At 35.8% G+C, this 16,376-nt stretch carries 20 protein-coding genes and 1 tRNA gene; 8 read left to right on the forward strand and 13 right to left on the reverse strand.

Annotation, left to right across the window (positions count from 1 at the left end):
- The first annotated feature begins 62 nt into the window (after positions 1-62).
- Complete coding sequence (locus BW935_RS16965) at positions 63-458, forward strand: 5-fold beta-flower protein (RefSeq protein ID WP_076502981.1); 396 nt, start codon at positions 63-65, stop codon at positions 456-458.
- Between the two features lie 19 nt (positions 459-477).
- Here the strand turns inward: BW935_RS16965 and BW935_RS16970 are convergent, their stop codons facing one another.
- The 5 genes from BW935_RS16970 to BW935_RS18735 all read right to left on the reverse strand — a co-directional run bounded on the left by BW935_RS16970 (position 478) and on the right by BW935_RS18735 (position 2,494).
- The gene (locus BW935_RS16970; RefSeq protein WP_076502982.1) at positions 478-735 is read right to left on the reverse strand and encodes a Fic family protein; all 258 of its coding nucleotides are present in this window, start codon (positions 733-735) and stop codon (positions 478-480) included.
- 147 nt (positions 736-882) lie between these two features.
- Positions 883-1,341 (reverse strand): hypothetical protein, encoded by a 459-nt coding sequence (locus BW935_RS16975; RefSeq protein WP_076502983.1) that lies wholly within the window; start codon positions 1,339-1,341, stop codon positions 883-885.
- 2 nt (positions 1,342-1,343) lie between these two features.
- Positions 1,344-1,538: a hypothetical protein gene (locus BW935_RS16980; protein ID WP_076502984.1), complete on the reverse strand. Its 195-nt coding sequence runs from the start codon at positions 1,536-1,538 to the stop codon at positions 1,344-1,346.
- A gap of 151 nt (positions 1,539-1,689) precedes the next feature.
- A complete protein-coding gene (locus BW935_RS18730) occupies positions 1,690-2,037 on the reverse strand; it encodes a Fic family protein (RefSeq protein ID WP_245802732.1) in 348 nt (115 codons plus the stop codon).
- A 13-nt stretch (positions 2,038-2,050) separates the two neighbouring features.
- Positions 2,051-2,494, reverse strand: coding sequence for a hypothetical protein (locus BW935_RS18735; RefSeq protein ID WP_245802733.1), 444 nt, complete (start codon positions 2,492-2,494; stop codon positions 2,051-2,053).
- A gap of 397 nt (positions 2,495-2,891) precedes the next feature.
- Between BW935_RS18735 and BW935_RS16990 the strand changes: the two genes are divergently transcribed.
- From BW935_RS16990 to BW935_RS17005, 4 genes are all read left to right on the forward strand, one after another.
- Positions 2,892-3,467, forward strand: coding sequence for an ATPase (locus tag BW935_RS16990; RefSeq protein ID WP_076502985.1), 576 nt, complete (start codon positions 2,892-2,894; stop codon positions 3,465-3,467).
- Positions 3,457-3,648, forward strand: a complete 192-nt coding sequence (locus tag BW935_RS16995; RefSeq protein ID WP_009187140.1) for a hypothetical protein — start codon at positions 3,457-3,459, stop codon at positions 3,646-3,648. The genes BW935_RS16990 and BW935_RS16995 overlap by 11 nt, the downstream gene beginning before the upstream one ends.
- A 298-nt stretch (positions 3,649-3,946) precedes the next feature.
- Complete coding sequence (locus BW935_RS17000; protein WP_076502985.1) at positions 3,947-4,522, forward strand: ATPase; 576 nt, start codon at positions 3,947-3,949, stop codon at positions 4,520-4,522.
- Positions 4,512-4,703: a hypothetical protein gene (locus tag BW935_RS17005; RefSeq protein WP_009187140.1), complete on the forward strand. Its 192-nt coding sequence runs from the start codon at positions 4,512-4,514 to the stop codon at positions 4,701-4,703. The genes BW935_RS17000 and BW935_RS17005 overlap by 11 nt, the downstream gene beginning before the upstream one ends.
- Before the next feature lie 178 nt (positions 4,704-4,881).
- On the opposite strand, the gene BW935_RS17010 is transcribed toward BW935_RS17005, so the two are convergent.
- The 6 genes from BW935_RS17010 to BW935_RS17035 all read right to left on the reverse strand — a co-directional run bounded on the left by BW935_RS17010 (position 4,882) and on the right by BW935_RS17035 (position 9,566).
- Positions 4,882-5,562 (reverse strand): hypothetical protein, encoded by a 681-nt coding sequence (locus BW935_RS17010; RefSeq protein WP_076502986.1) that lies wholly within the window; start codon positions 5,560-5,562, stop codon positions 4,882-4,884.
- A 240-nt stretch (positions 5,563-5,802) separates the two neighbouring features.
- Positions 5,803-5,876 (reverse strand) — tRNA-Asn (locus BW935_RS17015).
- Positions 5,877-6,003: 127 nt separating this feature from the next.
- On the reverse strand, positions 6,004-6,876 hold the full coding sequence (locus tag BW935_RS17020; protein WP_076502987.1) for a hypothetical protein: 873 nt from the start codon (positions 6,874-6,876) through the stop codon (positions 6,004-6,006).
- Between the two features lie 77 nt (positions 6,877-6,953).
- Positions 6,954-7,598, reverse strand: coding sequence for a YiiX/YebB-like N1pC/P60 family cysteine hydrolase (locus BW935_RS17025; RefSeq protein WP_076502988.1), 645 nt, complete (start codon positions 7,596-7,598; stop codon positions 6,954-6,956).
- Between the two features lie 18 nt (positions 7,599-7,616).
- A complete protein-coding gene (locus BW935_RS17030; protein WP_076502989.1) occupies positions 7,617-7,904 on the reverse strand; it encodes a hypothetical protein in 288 nt (95 codons plus the stop codon).
- Between the two features lie 6 nt (positions 7,905-7,910).
- On the reverse strand, positions 7,911-9,566 hold the full coding sequence (locus BW935_RS17035) for a DNA polymerase/3'-5' exonuclease PolX (protein ID WP_245802734.1): 1,656 nt from the start codon (positions 9,564-9,566) through the stop codon (positions 7,911-7,913).
- Between the two features lie 198 nt (positions 9,567-9,764).
- Here BW935_RS17035 and BW935_RS17040 point away from each other — a divergent pair, with 198 nt between their 5' ends.
- Positions 9,765-11,387, forward strand: coding sequence for a transcriptional regulator (locus tag BW935_RS17040; protein WP_076502990.1), 1,623 nt, complete (start codon positions 9,765-9,767; stop codon positions 11,385-11,387).
- Positions 11,388-11,454: 67 nt separating this feature from the next.
- Here BW935_RS17040 and BW935_RS17045 read toward each other — a convergent pair whose 3' ends face one another.
- Entirely contained in the window at positions 11,455-13,857 is a 2,403-nt protein-coding gene (locus BW935_RS17045) for a ribonucleoside-diphosphate reductase subunit alpha (RefSeq protein WP_076502991.1), read from the reverse strand.
- 31 nt (positions 13,858-13,888) lie between these two features.
- Entirely contained in the window at positions 13,889-14,869 is a 981-nt protein-coding gene (locus BW935_RS17050) for a ribonucleoside-diphosphate reductase small subunit (RefSeq protein ID WP_076502992.1), read from the reverse strand.
- A gap of 755 nt (positions 14,870-15,624) precedes the next feature.
- On the opposite strand from BW935_RS17050, the gene rplU reads away from it, so the two are divergent.
- Positions 15,625-15,936: a 50S ribosomal protein L21 gene (rplU, locus tag BW935_RS17055; protein ID WP_076502993.1), complete on the forward strand. Its 312-nt coding sequence runs from the start codon at positions 15,625-15,627 to the stop codon at positions 15,934-15,936.
- A gap of 34 nt (positions 15,937-15,970) precedes the next feature.
- On the forward strand, positions 15,971-16,231 hold the full coding sequence (gene rpmA, locus BW935_RS17060; protein ID WP_076502994.1) for a 50S ribosomal protein L27: 261 nt from the start codon (positions 15,971-15,973) through the stop codon (positions 16,229-16,231).
- Positions 16,232-16,376: the final 145 nt, after the last annotated feature.

Consider the following 16,376-nt stretch of genomic DNA (forward strand, 5'->3'; position numbering starts at 1 on the left):
AATCTTTGATCGCCGCTTATGACCTATATTCCGAATCTAGGATGGGCTAAAATTGACAGATAATGAGATTTACCTTTTTAACATTGATCCTCTTCTTTGGACTTGGCTTTGCAGCAGAAGCACAGCGCTTGATGGATGGGAGTAGAAGAACTGTTGGTTATATTGAAAATGGTAGGGTGATGAATGCAACTCGTACTACCATAGGGCATATTGATCATTCTCGTATCACAGATGCTTCAAGGCGAACGCTAGGTTATATAGAAAATGGTAGAGTCATGGATGCAAGCAGAAAAACCGTCGGTTACATCGAGCAGAGTCGGATCATGGATGCAAGCAGAAGAACAATTGGTTACATTGAATCTGATAGGGTTATGGATGGCAGTCGACGTACCATCGGGCATTTCGAAAATGTCAAAAATGGTGAAGTAGCAATCTTTTATTTTTTCTTTTTCTATTGAAAAAACTCAACTGCTGAGCCTATAAAGTTTTTGTAGCATAGGGTAGCATCAGTAAAAAAGGAAGTGCTTTAGAATAATCCAAGGTAAAGTATTCTAAGCCTAAAAGTCTGATGTTTGAGTAGTAGGTTTGATGATGGTCGTAATACGTTTTTTCACTCTGTATAAACCAGGCCTTATCGCCCAATTTTTCTGCTAAAAACCATTTTTCAAGTAATCGGGCACTTCTGCCGTTTCCATCATTCGTGGGGTGAATTTTGACAAAGACTAAATAAACCATAGTAGGGCGTTTATGATACTACTTGATGTAATCAAGGCTGTATCTCAATAAGACTTTACTGCAATAAGATTATAAGAAGTTATAGTACCAATATTATCTGATAGGTTTACTTGGATAAATGTTGATTAAAAAGTAAAATGAATATAATTATAGTTTAGAAAGATTTTCCAAGTCATTTAAATCTTTTCCACGGCCACTTATCTGCTTATTTCGTTTTAAGTCATTTAAATGAATTACTTTCATTGGTATTTCCTCAAATACTGTATTCAATGCATTATTACTTATTTCTTGGAAAGTAAATCCAGAGATTTCTTTTAAAATCTCAATACATACAGGAGGTCTTCCAAATGTATACACATTTATTGTAGTTTGATGTAGAAAAGAATCTTCTGTCATGTCAAACATAGGCATTTGAAATTGTTCAAATGCTTTAACCAATTTTTGGTAGTTGCTTTGTGAAACTTCAACAAACAAATCTAAATCTCCTGTTGTCCGTGGGAATCCATGATAGATAACAGAATATCCACCTACTAAGACATAATTGACTTCATTTCTATTCAGAGCCAATAAAAACTCTTGAAAATCTGGATTAAAAACATTTCCCATGACTAAATTTTGCGCATTGAAAATGCATCCTTATCCATTTTGGGAGGATCACCTAAAGCATAATTAAAGGAAACGCTATTTAAATAGGCAAAAACTTTAGCAATTTCTTCCTTACTCATTCCTAAATAATGAATGATCTCTTCTTTATTTTGAAAAAGATTACCAGAAGTGCTATGGGTTCTATCTAATTTTTGCATAGTCAAATATACTATGAAATTATATTCAGTCAAAAAAACAGAAACACAACAAAAAAAGCTGTCAGATGAGCGCTTTTACTCGTCCTATCAACGATAGTTGCAACGGGAGTTGGGTATATTTAAAATTTATGGAAATTTTCAAGAAAATCTTTTAAGTTATTTCTATTCCTTTTATTACAGAAGATGGAAGCATCAATAAAAAAGCAAACGCATTTTTATAATCCAACATAGGGAATTCTAAGCCTAAAAGTCTGATGTTTGAGTAGTAAGTTTGATGTTGGTCGTAATACATTTTTTCACTTTGCATATACCAGGCCTTATCGTCTAATTTTTCTGCTAAAAACCATTTTTCAAGTAATCGTGCACTTCTTCCGTTTCCATCATTCCAGGGGTGAATTTTGACAAAGACTAAATGAATCATTGATGCATAAAAAAAAACTTCCTCAATAGACATTTCTGATTTGAGTAGTAGTGTCAAATCGGAATAAAACTTTTCCATTTCTACCTCTAATTCAAAAGGTGAAGCTTGAAGCTGCTACATACTCAATACGACCATCAGGAGTGGAGACATACATGTTTTGTGCGCGATACGTTCCCTGCCTGCTATTATTAAGGATATTTTTGCTGAGCAATGAATGGGCTTGGGCAATGTTTTCCTTATTGAGCTCATTGACCTTTGCAAAGGTGTAGGCGTCGTAGAGGTCATCTATTTTTCTAGTGTAATCCGGTGAAAACTCAATACCGAATTTCTTGTGTTTAACATAACTATCCAAATCTATAGCCTCTCCTTCTATTTTGCTGCTATATACTGAGGATACAGAGATGTAAAAACTAAAGGTATCTGTGGAGATTTCGGCGTCTTTCAATGCTTCAAAAGCATATTTTAACCCTTCCGGTACTTTCCCCAAGTAATCTGAAAGTAAATCGTTGCTTAGAATTAGTAGTTGTTTGTTCATTACTATTACAGCTCAATAAAAGACTAAATTAGCAACTATTGTATTGAAAAAAATAAGATGCGATTTGATACGTAAATATACAATTATGATCTGAAATCTCTGTTACACAATGATACGAATTGATACGATTATAATTGAATGCGATACGAAAAGTCTAATAATTAAGATAGGTATAAACAAAAAAAGAGGTCGTTTCTGACCTCTTTTTCTCATTAGCTCCCCCTATCAACGATAGTTGCAACCGGAGTAGGGTGTTTTTGGTTTTAAAAGAGGTAATGGAGGAGTTAACTAAGTAATATTTTCTCTCAGCAAGATTATTAGAAGTTATCGCACCAAATATTGTCTTCATGGATTGGTTAAAATGATGATTAGATAGTAAAGTGTATATTTGTATTGAATGAAGAAACTTTACATCATAGCAGGTTGTAATGGAGCAGGTAAAACTACTGCTTCCTATACCATTTTGCCTGAAATCCTGGACTGTAAAGAGTTTGTGAATGCAGATGAAATTGCAAAAGGAATCTCTCCTTTCCAACCAGAGAAAGCTGGTATTGAAGCGGGAAGATATATGCTGAAAAGAATCAAAAAGTTATTAGAGTCAGGGGAAAATTTTGCTTTTGAAACGACGCTTTCTACAAGGAGTTATGTGCAATTTGTTGAAAGAGCAAAGGAATTAAATTATCAGGTAACCTGTTTGTTTTTTTGGTTAGATTCCGATGACTTGGCTGTTTCAAGGGTAGCAAGGCGAGTAAAAGAGGGCGGACATCATATACCTGAAGATGTTATCAGGAGAAGATATAAAAGCGGTCTTGAGAATTTTTTCAGATTATTTCTGCCCAAAGTAGATAACTGGCTATTTGTAAATAATTCTGGAGACACTTATGAAATAGTGGCAGAAGGCGGGGTTAATGGCGTTACAATTAATAACAGGGAGATATGGGAAGGTTTAAAACAAACACATTATGGAGACTAAAGACCAATTAAAAGAGGAAAGAGACAAAATAGTCAAGGGACTAGAGGAAGCTTATCGCAAGCTAGTCGAATTTAAAAAGGCCAAGAATAGTCCATTGGTTGTCGTTAGAAATGGAAAAATCGTAGAGATTGACCCATATGATGTACCACCAACTATTTCGTATAAGCGTGGTCAAGGTTGATTCGTTAGCATAAATTTCACGTTTTTTAAAAACTTGCAACCGTAAAAAACTTTCTCTTTTTAAAGGAGAGAAACATAAAAACAAAAAAGAGGTCGTTTCTGACCTCTTTTTCTCATTAGCTCCCCCTATCAACGATAGTTGCAACCGGAGTAAGGTATTTTTGGTTTTAAAAGATGTAATGAAGGAGTTGACTAATTAATACTTTCACTCAGTAGGTTGTAAGAAGTAATCGCACCAATATTATCTTCATGGATTGGGTAAAATGATGATTAGATAGTAAAGTGTATATTTGTATTGAATGAAGAAACTTTACATCATAGCAGGTTGTAACGGAGCAGGTAAAACTACTGCTTCGTATACCATTTTGCCTGAAATCTTGGACTGTAAAGAGTTTGTGAATGCGGATGAAATTGCAAAAGGAATCTCTCCTTTCCAACCAGAAAAAGCTGGTATTGAAGCTGGAAGATATATGCTGAAAAGAATCAAAAAGTTATTAGAGTCAGGGGAAAATTTTGCTTTTGAAACGACGCTTTCTACAAGGAGTTATGTGCAATTTGTTGAAAGAGCAAAGGAATTAAATTATCAGGTAACCTGTTTGTTTTTTTGGTTAGATTCCGATGACTTGGCTGTTTCAAGGGTAGCAAGGCGAGTAAAAGAGGGCGGACATCATATACCTGAAGATGTTATCAGAAGAAGATATAAAAGCGGTCTTGAGAATTTTTTCAGATTATTTCTGCCCAAAGTAGATAACTGGCTATTTGTAAATAATTCTGGAGACACTTATGAAATAGTGGCAGAAGGCGGGGTTAATGGCGTTACAATTAATAACAGGGAGATATGGGAAGGTTTAAAACAAACACATTATGGAGACTAAAGACCAATTAAAAGAGGAAAGAGACAAAATAGTCAAGGGACTAGAGGAAGCTTATCGCAAGCTAGTCGAATTTAAAAAGGCCAAGAATAGTCCATTGGTTGTCGTTAGAAATGGAAAAATCGTAGAGATTGACCCATATGATGTACCACCAACTATTTCGTATAAGCGTGGTCAAGGTTGATTCGTTAGCATAAATTTCACGTTTTTTAAAAACTTGCAACCGTAAAAAACTTTCTCAAATTAAAAGAAAGGGGTAAAAATAAAAAAAGCGGCCATCTGACCGCTTTCGCTCCCCCTATCAACGATAGTTGCAACCGGAGTAGGGTATTTTTGACTTTAAAAGAGGTTTATAATTGTATTTAAGATGACTGATTTTTTATATTAACATGACCTAAAATCAGTCTTTCAATTTCATTTAGAGATTCAATTTGGATGCTGATTTCAGTGTAGACATCAAGTAATTTACCTTCAATTGGTAAATCTGTTGTTTTTATGATGTTTAGTCTATAATAAAACACCTTTTCAACAACATTTCCGTTGTGCGCTTCAAACAGTTTATTAAATATTTCTATTTCTCTTCTTTTAATTTCATTAATTTTTTTAAGAATTGATATAACATCATATTTATTTATCGTTCCTAATTCCCGAGGTACCTTCTTTTTTTTAATTGAGATTGATTCGGTAAGCACTTCTGTTTTCTTAGGTATTAAATCAAGAGCTTTTTTCAAAAAAAATAAATGGGTTTTTAGCCTGCTTTGTAATGATAAAGTATATGAATAAAAATCTATTTGAGATTTAACTTTTGGTAGGACTTCTAGGAAAAAATAAAATATACTTGCAGCAATTAACGAGTATATTATATTCTCAGATATTTTCCATAATTTAAAAAAGAGGTCTGAAAAGATGATCTTTGGAAAGAAGTTATTAATGTAAACGAGCAACATTGAGCAAAAAAATACCCAAATAACTCCTTTATTTATAAAGAAAAAAAACAGACTAGTTTTTGGGGATAATTTCAAATTTTCATTAATCAATGCCATATTACTTTTAGTGCTTGAATTCATTTATCTAAAATAAGAATTGAAAATTAATTAAACTCCATTTCGGTTATTATATCAACCCTATGAAACTTAAACCTACACTTCTTTCTGAAAATCAATGATTTAAACTAAAAATCATTTTTATTAAATTGAAGAGTCAGAAAAGTTTGCAACCAAAAAACCTCCTCAAATTAAAATAAAGAGGTATAAACAAAAAAAGCGGCCATCTGACCGCTTTTGCTCCCCCTCTAGGGCTTGAACCTAGGACCCCATGATTAACAGTCATGTGCTCTAACCAACTGAGCTAAGGAGGAATTTTGTGATTTTGTTAAACCCGTTTGTTTAACGTGATGCAAACATAACAGGTTGCTTCATTTTTTCCAAACTAGACCCTCAAAAAAAATGTATTTTTCAGCCAATAAAAGCTATTTCTATTCAAAATCAGGAACTTATTTTTTCAACTTTTTCCAGTTCTGGCACTTTATTCAAAAGCATATTATAAATGGCCGTCACACCCAACACCATCAATCCAGCGATTACAGCCAAGCCTACATTGTAATAGGCTGGTGCTGACAAGGTCAACCTAAGAAAAATGGTAGCCAAAGCAAATGATGAATAACGGAACAAATTAAAATATTTGGTGGTATATCGGAGTGAAAACAAGAGAATAAACACATCTGTAAATATCAATAAGGTGTAAAATAGCTTGATACTGTAGATAAATTGATGCGTCTGATAACTAGAAATAATATCATACACCCCTAAACCAAAAAACGAAATCGTCAAATAAATCGAAAGCAACTTTTTGATCCCTATAAATCCTCTCTGTTCTTCGTGACTTTGTGTAATGCGAAGATGCTTTTGGTTCTTGTAAAAGATGCCTGTTATGAAAAAAATCAATATCGCCCCAAAGGCGTCAGAAATAATCGGCAACAATTCCATGACAAACTCCACTTCCCAATTGACTGATTCCAGATAATGGCCAAACTCTTTGAATGCATCCCTCAGTAAAACCAAAGATATGATTTCGAACTGCTTCCCTACAGAATCCGCAACTGACTTTGGAATCAAAAAAATCAACCCCAACACTTCGAAAATCAATAATACATTGAATGCCAATTCGATAGAGAAAAAAGGACTGAATAGTGAACTATAAACCCAAAAGCCTAGAAAATTAAGTAAACCTAATAATAGGCCTATCAAAAAAAAACCTAGCACAATATTACTGATCACTTTGGATACCGTAGGGCCTTCCCAGTGACTATCTAAGTAATCAAATGCTTTGATCTGTAATTGGAAAAAGGAACGCAGCATAATCCGAATTTAAATGATTAACACTAAAGCAATAGCCAAAGGTAATTGTTCAAATTAAAATCGACCTGCAACAAAAGTCACATTGGAAGCTCCAACATTTCTAAAACGGGCTCCAGTGACATCCCTCCGGGATTCAAACCTAATGCTCCTTCTGGGATATCAGCACCCAATCTATCAAAATATTCCACCCAAACAGGAAACATTTCTCCTGTGTCTGGATCTCGGTAAGTCATAGGCTTAGGAGTGAAAAGATTCTGCTCATCATTGGCTGCTTTGAAAGCAAAATGAATCAACTCAGAACAATAATAGGCATCATTTTCAAAATCAAAAACAGAATCATAAGGTTTACCAAGAAGCTTTTTGGCTTCTTCAATGGCTTTTGGAATCAAATCTCGGTATTCAGAATTGAGCCTTCCTACCATGACTTTAGGGTTTCCTGCATCGTCTAGATGCTTATTGAGAAAATCAACCAAGGGGGTCTTGCTTACGCCTTTACCGATAGCTTCTAAAACAAACCATTGTCCACCTTCTTTCATCAATAATCCATTGTGCGAAAAATCTCTACCCTGATAACCTTGTGTCACCTTTTTGATCGCATCACAAAAATCCCCACAATCTCCATCCTGAAATAAAATATCTCCTTCTTGCCAAAATTCCTGATGTCTACAAGAAACAAGAAATATCATAGTAAATCCTAATCCAATTAAGATGCTTTTAAACATACCTTATTTAATTTAAACTCAGATGACCATAAAGAAAAACAACAAAGCCACGGCCAATACCAAAATCATTTGCTTGGCCTTGTCTTTGGTTTCCTCTTTTATCTTCCTTTTTCTCAAGACTAAGACTGCTATGCTCAATCCAAAAAACTGTAAAGCCACACCAACTCCATTCAATGGCCCCATCGGAGCAGCGAGTAACCCAAAATGACTATTTGCCAAGGCCAGTAAGCATAAAACGATTCCAGTTGCTCCAAATAAAAACGAGCGCTGCAACAAGAGCTTCTCGTCCTTCTCCATCCAGTTCATAGGTGATTATTTTCTTGATTTACTTTTTCTTTCATTGAAATATTTTGTGATCTCATCAAGGCTCAGTGCATTGAAAGTCATATCTGCGGTAAGTCCTCCTTTCCTCCCTACCAACACTCCATATCGCATATCTGCATAGCCCTCCATAGCATGGGCATCAGGATTGATGGAAAGCTTCACTCCTTTTTCTAAAGCATAATGAACCCATCTCCAGTCAAGATCCAGTCTCCATGGGTTGGCATTGATTTCTATCACTACCTGATGGGTAGCACATGCATCAATGATGGCTTGATGATCTATTGGATAACCTTCCCTCCTAAGTAGCAACCTCCCAGTAGGATGGCCCAATATAGTTGTATAAGGGTTTTCTATTGCCTTAAGTAGTCTCGCTGTGGCTTTTTTTCTATCCATACTCAGACCTGAGTGAATAGAAGAGACGATAAAGTCAAAACTAGCCAATACTTCGTCTGGATAATCCAAGCTACCATCAGTCAATATATCACTTTCTATACCCTTAAAAATCTTGAAAGGTGCAAGTTCCTTGTTCAATTCATCTATTTCACGATGCTGCTTTGCTACTTTGTCAATGTCCAACCCTCCAGCATAAGAAGCGGTACGACTATGGTCTGATATACCCAAGTATTCATACCCCAATTCCTTACAGTATTCGGCCATTTGGCGAAGGGTATGTTTTCCATCGCTGTAAGTAGAGTGATTATGTAATATTCCCTTCAGGTCTTTTTCCTCCAGAAGTGATTGCGCTTCTTTGGCCCAATCAAACTCGAAGAAACCTTCTCTTAATTCTTCTGGAATCCAACTCAATCCTACCGCTTGATATACTTCCTGCTCTGATTGGAAATCACCTGTTTTTAAAACATCTACAAAGGGAACATTGCCTTCCATTGGATAAAGTAAGTGAGCTTTGCTCCCTGTCCTAAGAATTTTCTCTTTGACATAATCATCCTTCGATGTGAGATGAATAATCAAACTCAGTTCTGGATCAATCAATTTACCCCTCCACTTAAATGGACTACTTTTTTTCTCGTTGAATGCTAAACCTTGAATTTTGGCTAGTGCCTCAAATGCTCCTTTTCTGTCATCAGTAGCTATCAAAAATTCCACTTCTGTGATGATTTCAAGCTTTCTAGCATATTCACCAACTGTCACTATATCATTGATCGAGTTTAATTTCGCCAAGTTGTCTAACAAATCACTAACAGCACCTTCAATATCTGCATAAAGCCATTTGCCTTGATTGGCTGCTTTGAATTCCAGGACCTGGATGATGCTTTCCTGAGTTTTCTCGCCAAAACCTTTAATCTTAGCAACTTGACCTGATTGGCAAGCCTCCATCAACTCGTGCGTAGAAGTGATATTCATTTCTTCCCAAAGAACTTTTACTTTCTTCGGACCCAAACCCTTTACTTCTAATACCTCCAAAATACCACTTGGCGTTTTTTGTAACAATTCCTCCAAATAAGTATGTGTACCTGCGTCACCAAGAGAAAAAATTACCTCTGCGATACTTTTTCCAATACCCCCTATTTCTTGAAGTTCAGCAATACTTTTACCCACGATTTGAATATCTTCTCCCCGCTCCAAAGTATTCACCGCAGACTGATAGCTTCTAATTTTGAATGAATTTTCGTCATGCAGCTCCATCAATTTGATGATGAGCTTTAATTTTTTTATGATTTCTTTTTGATCCAAGGCTTCAAAAATATTGGTTACAGATAAGGACAAATGTCAGGATTAATTGTTTTAAAATAAAATCTTAAGGTGTATCTTAAGCATCAATGATTGAAAACTCGTCGTCTTTCGATCTGATAAACCAAAAAATATTAGCTGAATACAGGAATTATGAAATATATACTCAGCGTTTTTTTAGCAATATATCTCTTAACGCCAGTAATGGCCCAGGTTGATTTTGTACAAAGACTTGAAATGGAAGTCAAATTTGGCGAAAGTGACTACATGACCATTTTCACTGAAAATGGGCTGATTGCATTTAGAACAAATAAGGACAGAAGTTCAAGCAACACGCCAACATTTGAAATCTTCAATACAGATTTCAACCTCAATCAAGGCTTCATGAACAAGATTCCTGTCAAATCTGGATATGATTTAATCGGGTATGACTGGAATGACGATGCTTTCTATGCCCTTTTCCAAAAGGGAAATTCTTACGCTAGCAAGGACCGTTACATCATCAAAATAAAGATAAATGAAGAGTCAAACATAGAATATGATATGTCCAATGTATTGGACATGGAGCTTAAGGAGTTTTTTGTGATGGGCGACAAAATGGTCTTTATGGGAGATTCCGAATCACTCCCTGTTATTCAATTCTTTGATATTGAATCAAGTAATGTCATTACCGCGCAAGGAATATACTCTAAAGATTCAAAGATTCTGCAACTACGCAAGGACGAGGAGCTTGGGGTAATTGATGTGTTATTAAGTAAGCGAGATCAATATAAAGTCAAACAAGTACTGGTAATTACTTTTGACCTTGAAGGCAACAAACTTAGAGAAATCACCCTAAAAGGTCTTGACGATCCCAAGATGGAAATCATTGAGGGAATTTTGACTCCTTTCCAAGAGTATCAACAAGCTTTGATCGGGACTTATGGAAAGAAAAAGCAAGAAGCTTATCAGGGAATTTACATGTCCGAAATCAATGAATTTGGGGAAGTAGTCAGCAAATACTATACGCTCGAAAATCTTGAGAATTTCTACAATTACCTTCCAGAGAAAACAAGAGAAAGAAGACTCAGAAGCTTAGAAAAAAACTTAAACAAAGGTAAAGTACCTACCATCAAACCTGCCTTTTCTACACGAGAAGTTATCTCCCTTGGTAATGGATACCTCATCTACAGTGACCTGTTTACTGCAAACAACCCTCGGTATTTTCCTAGAGATGGTGTATATGCTAATAGTTTCTACAGGATCAATCCCTATAGCCCTTTTTACAATAACATGTTTTATGACCCTTATTTTGGTTATCGAGGCATGCCTTATAATCCGAATTTTAATAATTCCAGGGAGGGTGAATATAAATTTCATGCAGCCCAGATTTTACTCTTGGATAATGATGGTGGTATTATTTGGGATAATTCCTTGAGACTTCCTAGTAGGACCACCAACAACCCTAGTAAATTTGGCGAACTCAGTTATGATGGGAAGAAATTACATTTCATGTATCTGGAGGGAGAAAAGCTAGCACTAAGCTACATAGAAGATGGGGTAGTAATTTTCGAAAATGAACTTTTCGAAATAGAACTCATCAACGAAACAGAAAGAATCAGGGATACGGAAGCAAGAAGTCTGATGCTATATTGGTGGTATGACAACAATTACTTATTGACAGGAAAACAAAATATCAAGTACCAAGACGAAGATGGCAGACAGCAAAACAGAGATGTTTTTTTCATTACCAAAGTCGCTGTCAATGGGGCTTTATTTGAACCAAAAGAAAAATAAAAAGCGTCCGACAAAATCAGACGCTTTTCTAACCATAAACGAACTCTAAATATTACTCCTTACTTAATTAACTGCCACACATCTCGCAGTCATCTGGATTATCCAATGAACATGCGATGGCATCTTGCTTTTGTTGTGTCATAGTCAAATCTGAAGATACAGGTTGAGCTTGAGAGTCTACATTCAAGGCAGCCTTATCTACCGTAAACTGAATTGCACTTGTAGCGGCCTGAGATCTCAGATAGTACATACCTGTTTTAAGTCCTTTTTTCCAAGCATAGAAATGCATAGAGGTCAACTTCCCGAAATTAGGATCCTGTAAGAACACATTCATACTCTGAGATTGACAAATATATGCCCCTCTATCCGCCGCCATATCGATAATATTCTTCTGAGATATCTCCCATACAGTCTTGTAGAGATCCTTGATATTCTGAGGAATACCTGGGATATTTTGTACAGATCCATTAGCAGCAATCAACCTATTTTTCAAATTATCATTCCACAATCCTAGATTGATGAGATCTCGCATCAGGTGCTTATTCACTACTATGAATTCTCCTGATAAGGTTCTTCTGGTATAAATGTTTGATGTGTAAGGCTCAAAACACTCATTGTTGCCTAGAATCTGAGAAGTAGAGGCAGTCGGCATAGGAGCAACTAAAAGTGAGTTTCTGATACCGTACTTCTTCACTTTTGCTTTCAATTCTGACCAATTCCATCTACCTGATTTAGGAGTTACATTCCAATGATCAAATTGGAAAAGTCCCTGAGAAACTGGAGATCCTTCATAAGTTTCATAAGTACCCTCTACTTTCGCCAATTCCATGGATGTTTCCATTGCTGCGAAATACATGGTCTCTGCAATGTCTTCATTGAGTCTTTTTGCTTCCTCAGAATCAAATGGCATTCTTAATAGAATGAAGGCATCAGCTAAACCTTGTACGCCCAAACCAATTGGTCTATGTCTAAAGTTTGACCTTCTTGCTTCTTCTACAGGATAATAGTTGACATCTATGACCTTGTTCAGGTTTCTAGTTGCGACTTTGGTGATTTCATAAAGCTTTTGATGATCAAAATATTTGACACCATCTTTTCCTTCCAGTACAAACTTAGGTAATGCTATAGAGGCAAGATTACAAACAGCAACCTCATCTGGAGCAGTATACTCGATGATTTCAGTACACAAGTTGGAGGACTTTATTGTCCCAAGGTTTTTCTGATTGGATTTCATATTTGCTGCATCTTTGTACAGCATGTATGGCGTTCCAGTCTCTATTTGAGATTCCAAAATTTCAAACCACAACTCCTGAGCTTTCACTGTCTCACGAGCAATTCCTTCTCTTTCGTATTTTTCATATAATTTCTCAAACTCAGCACCATAACAATCTGCCAATCCAGGAGCTTCATTTGGACAGAACAATGACCAGCTTTCATTTTGCTCAACGCGCTTCATAAATAGGTCTGGAATCCACATGGCATAAAATAGATCTCTGGCGCGCATCTCTTCTTTGCCGTGATTTCTCTTCAACTCTAAGAAATCCTTCACATCAGCATGCCACGGCTCCAAGTAAATTGCAAAGCTTCCTTTTCTTTTTCCTCCGCCTTGATCGACATAACGCGCAGTCATGTCGAAGTTTCTCAGCATCGGCACGATGCCGTTAGAAACTCCATTAGTTCCCTTGATATACGAGCCTTTTGCACGTACATTATGAATTGAAAGCCCAATTCCACCAGCTGATTGTGATATTTTAGCACATTGCTTGAGGGTATCATAAATCCCATCGATACTGTCGTCCTTCATAGTCAAAAGGAAGCAAGAAGACAACTGCGGCTTAGGTGTACCTGCATTGAAAAGTGTAGGAGTAGCATGCGTAAACCACTTTTCTGAAAGCAAATTGTATGTTTCGATAGCGGCTTCGATATCCTCCTTGTGAATACCCACTGACACTCTCATCAACATGTGCTGAGGTCTCTCTACCACTTTACCATCCAAACGAGTCAAATAGCTTCTTTCAAGCGTTTTAAAGCCAAAATAATCATATGAAAAGTCTCTGTTATAATCTATTGCTTCATCTAGTTTGGCGGCATTTTTCTTGATAATACCATACACATCCTGTGCAATCAGAGCTGCATTTTCACCAGTCTTGGGATTGATATAGGTATACAATCTTTTCATGGTATTTGAAAAAGATTGACTGGTAGTTTTATGAAGGTTGGAAATAGCTATTCTAGCAGCCAAAGTAGCATACTCAGGATGCTTTACGGTGAGCGAGGCACAAATCTCAGCAGCGAGGTTATCTAACTCTGTCGTAGTGACACCATCATACAGGCCATCGATTACCTTTTTGGCTACTTCAATAGGCTGAATGTACCTATTGTCCAATCCATAGCAAAGATTTTCTATCCTTGCAGTGATTTTGTCGAATCTTACTGATTCTCTTCTTCCGTCTCTTTTGATTACTAGCATGATATCTTTGGTTTGGGCTTTAAAAATTATATTAGAAATCTTCTCCAATAGAGAATTTAGGCGAGTCACTCGTTTCTGTTGACTTCATCACACCTGCTTTTTGGTAATCCCCAACTCTTTTCTCAAAGAAGTTCGTCTTTCCTTGTAATGAAATCATGTCCATAAAGTCAAATGGATTGGTACTGTTCCATACCTTCTCACAACCTAATTCTATCAACAACCGGTCTGCAACAAACTCTATATATTGACACATTAAATCAGAATTCATTCCAATTAATCTAACAGGCAGGGCATCGGTAACAAACTCCTTTTCAATTTCGACAGCATCTTTGATAATCATAGTTACTGTTTCTTTTGGCAATTGATTATTGACATGCTGTGTGTAAAGATGACAAGCAAAATCACAATGCAAGCCTTCGTCTCTTGAGATCAATTCATTGGAGAATGTCAATCCAGGCATCAAACCTCTTTTCTTCAACCAGAAAATAGAACAAAAAGACCCAGAGAAGAAAATACCCTCTACGGCCGCAAAAGCTATCAATCTTTCTTGGAAACTTCCATTGTCAATCCACCTCAATGCCCACTCTGCCTTCTTCTTGACACAATCAATATGCTCAATTGCGTTGAGTAACTTATCTCTTTCTCTGGCATCCTTGATATAAGTATCAATGAGTAAGCTGTAAGTTTCTGAATGGATATTTTCCATCGCAATTTGGAAACCATAGAAAAACTTAGCTTCTGTATATTGTACTTCAGCAACGAAATGCTCTGCAAGATTTTCATTTACTATGCCATCACTAGCAGCGAAAAATGCCAATACATGAGAAATGAAATGCCTTTCTCCATCATTTAGATTTTTCCAATCATTCAAATCTTGACTCAAATCGATCTCTTCGGCAGTCCAAAAACTAGCCTCCGCTTTCTTATAATATTGCCAGATATCGTTATGCTGAATTGGAAAAAGGACAAAACGATTTTTGTTATCCTGAAGAATTGGTTCGATCTGTTGCATTTTTATAATAGTTTAATGATTGAAAGTCTCTTCTCAAAGACTTTAAACATGATTTACTTCGACTTGCTAGGGCTTAAAAGACAAAAAGAGTGAATTGCCTCTGAACAAATATGAACAACAATTTTGAATAATAAAACCCAAAAGTAGGCTATTTACTTAGTTTTATGACCTTTGTTCAAAATATTATAATATATTGATTTACATGTGTTTAAATTATTTTAATTACATCTTATATTAAACTAAATACAACAAGATCAAGCTAATAATCTTTTTGAAAAAAAATTGAAAAATATTTTTTGGACGAAAATCAATTATTTTTTGACCATTGGTCAATAGTTTTTCAAGCCACTTGAATCAAGCCACAATATGCAATTTAGTTCGTCATAATCTACTCCTTTGACTATCAAGAAGAGGTCTAAAGACCAAATAATCAATTGTTTAGCTAGTATAGTATAGACATTTCTATGTTGATGAGTTGAATGTAGTGAAGCGATTGAATATGCATTTGCGAGAAACGAACACACAATACTTGTATGTCATACCATAAAAATTCTTTTGCATATTTCAGGTTTAATTTTTGGATAGAATAAAATTGTCCCCTGACTGCTAAAAATCAAATATTTTTGAGGGAAATGATAGATCAAAACTCAGAAATATCCAGCCTTGGTGATCAATTTTATAAACTTATTTTTTTGTATGACATAGACTTCCTATATTTGCACCTCAATTTGATAAAATAGTTTCAAACAAATTCTATGTACGCAATCGTTAACATCGCAGGTAAGCAGTTCAAAGTAACTAAAGATCAGTATGTCTATGCACCAAAAATGCAAGGCGAGGCTGGCGCTTCCGTGGAATTTGACCAAGTATTGTTGGCAGATGACAATGGTACAGTGTCAATCGGTGCTCCATTAATCGCGGGAGCAAAGGTATCAGGAAAGATTCTTGATCATGTAAGAGGTGACAAAGTAATCGTCTTCAAAAAGAAAAGAAGAAAAGGTTACAAGAAGAAAAACGGTCACAGACAAGACTTCACTAAAGTATTGATTGAAAATATTGTATTATAAGAATTCCCTTAGGAATCAATAAACATTAAAGAATATGGCTCACAAGAAAGGTGTCGGTAGTTCCAAAAACGGAAGAGAATCACATAGCAAAAGACTAGGTGTGAAGAAATTCGGCGGTGAATCAGTAATTGCTGGTAACATCATCGTAAGACAAAGAGGTACTAAGCATCATCCAGGAGAAAACGTAGGTTTGGGTAAAGATCATACGCTTTTCGCAACTGCTGATGGAAAAGTAGAATTCAAAAAGAAGTTTGATGGTAAGTCTTATGTACACGTAGTTCCTGCGGAAGCATAATCAATACCAATCAAGAATATAAAGAGGGCTAGCTTAGGTTAGTCCTCTTTTTTTTGTCATGAGCGAATAAAACCATAAATGTAATTTCTATTTGAATCTTCCTATTTTCATTTCATATTGGCTTTGATAAATATAAATCACTAAA

It is taken from the genome of Belliella pelovolcani, assembly GCF_900156785.1.
GTDB classification, from domain to species: domain Bacteria; phylum Bacteroidota; class Bacteroidia; order Cytophagales; family Cyclobacteriaceae; genus Belliella; species Belliella pelovolcani.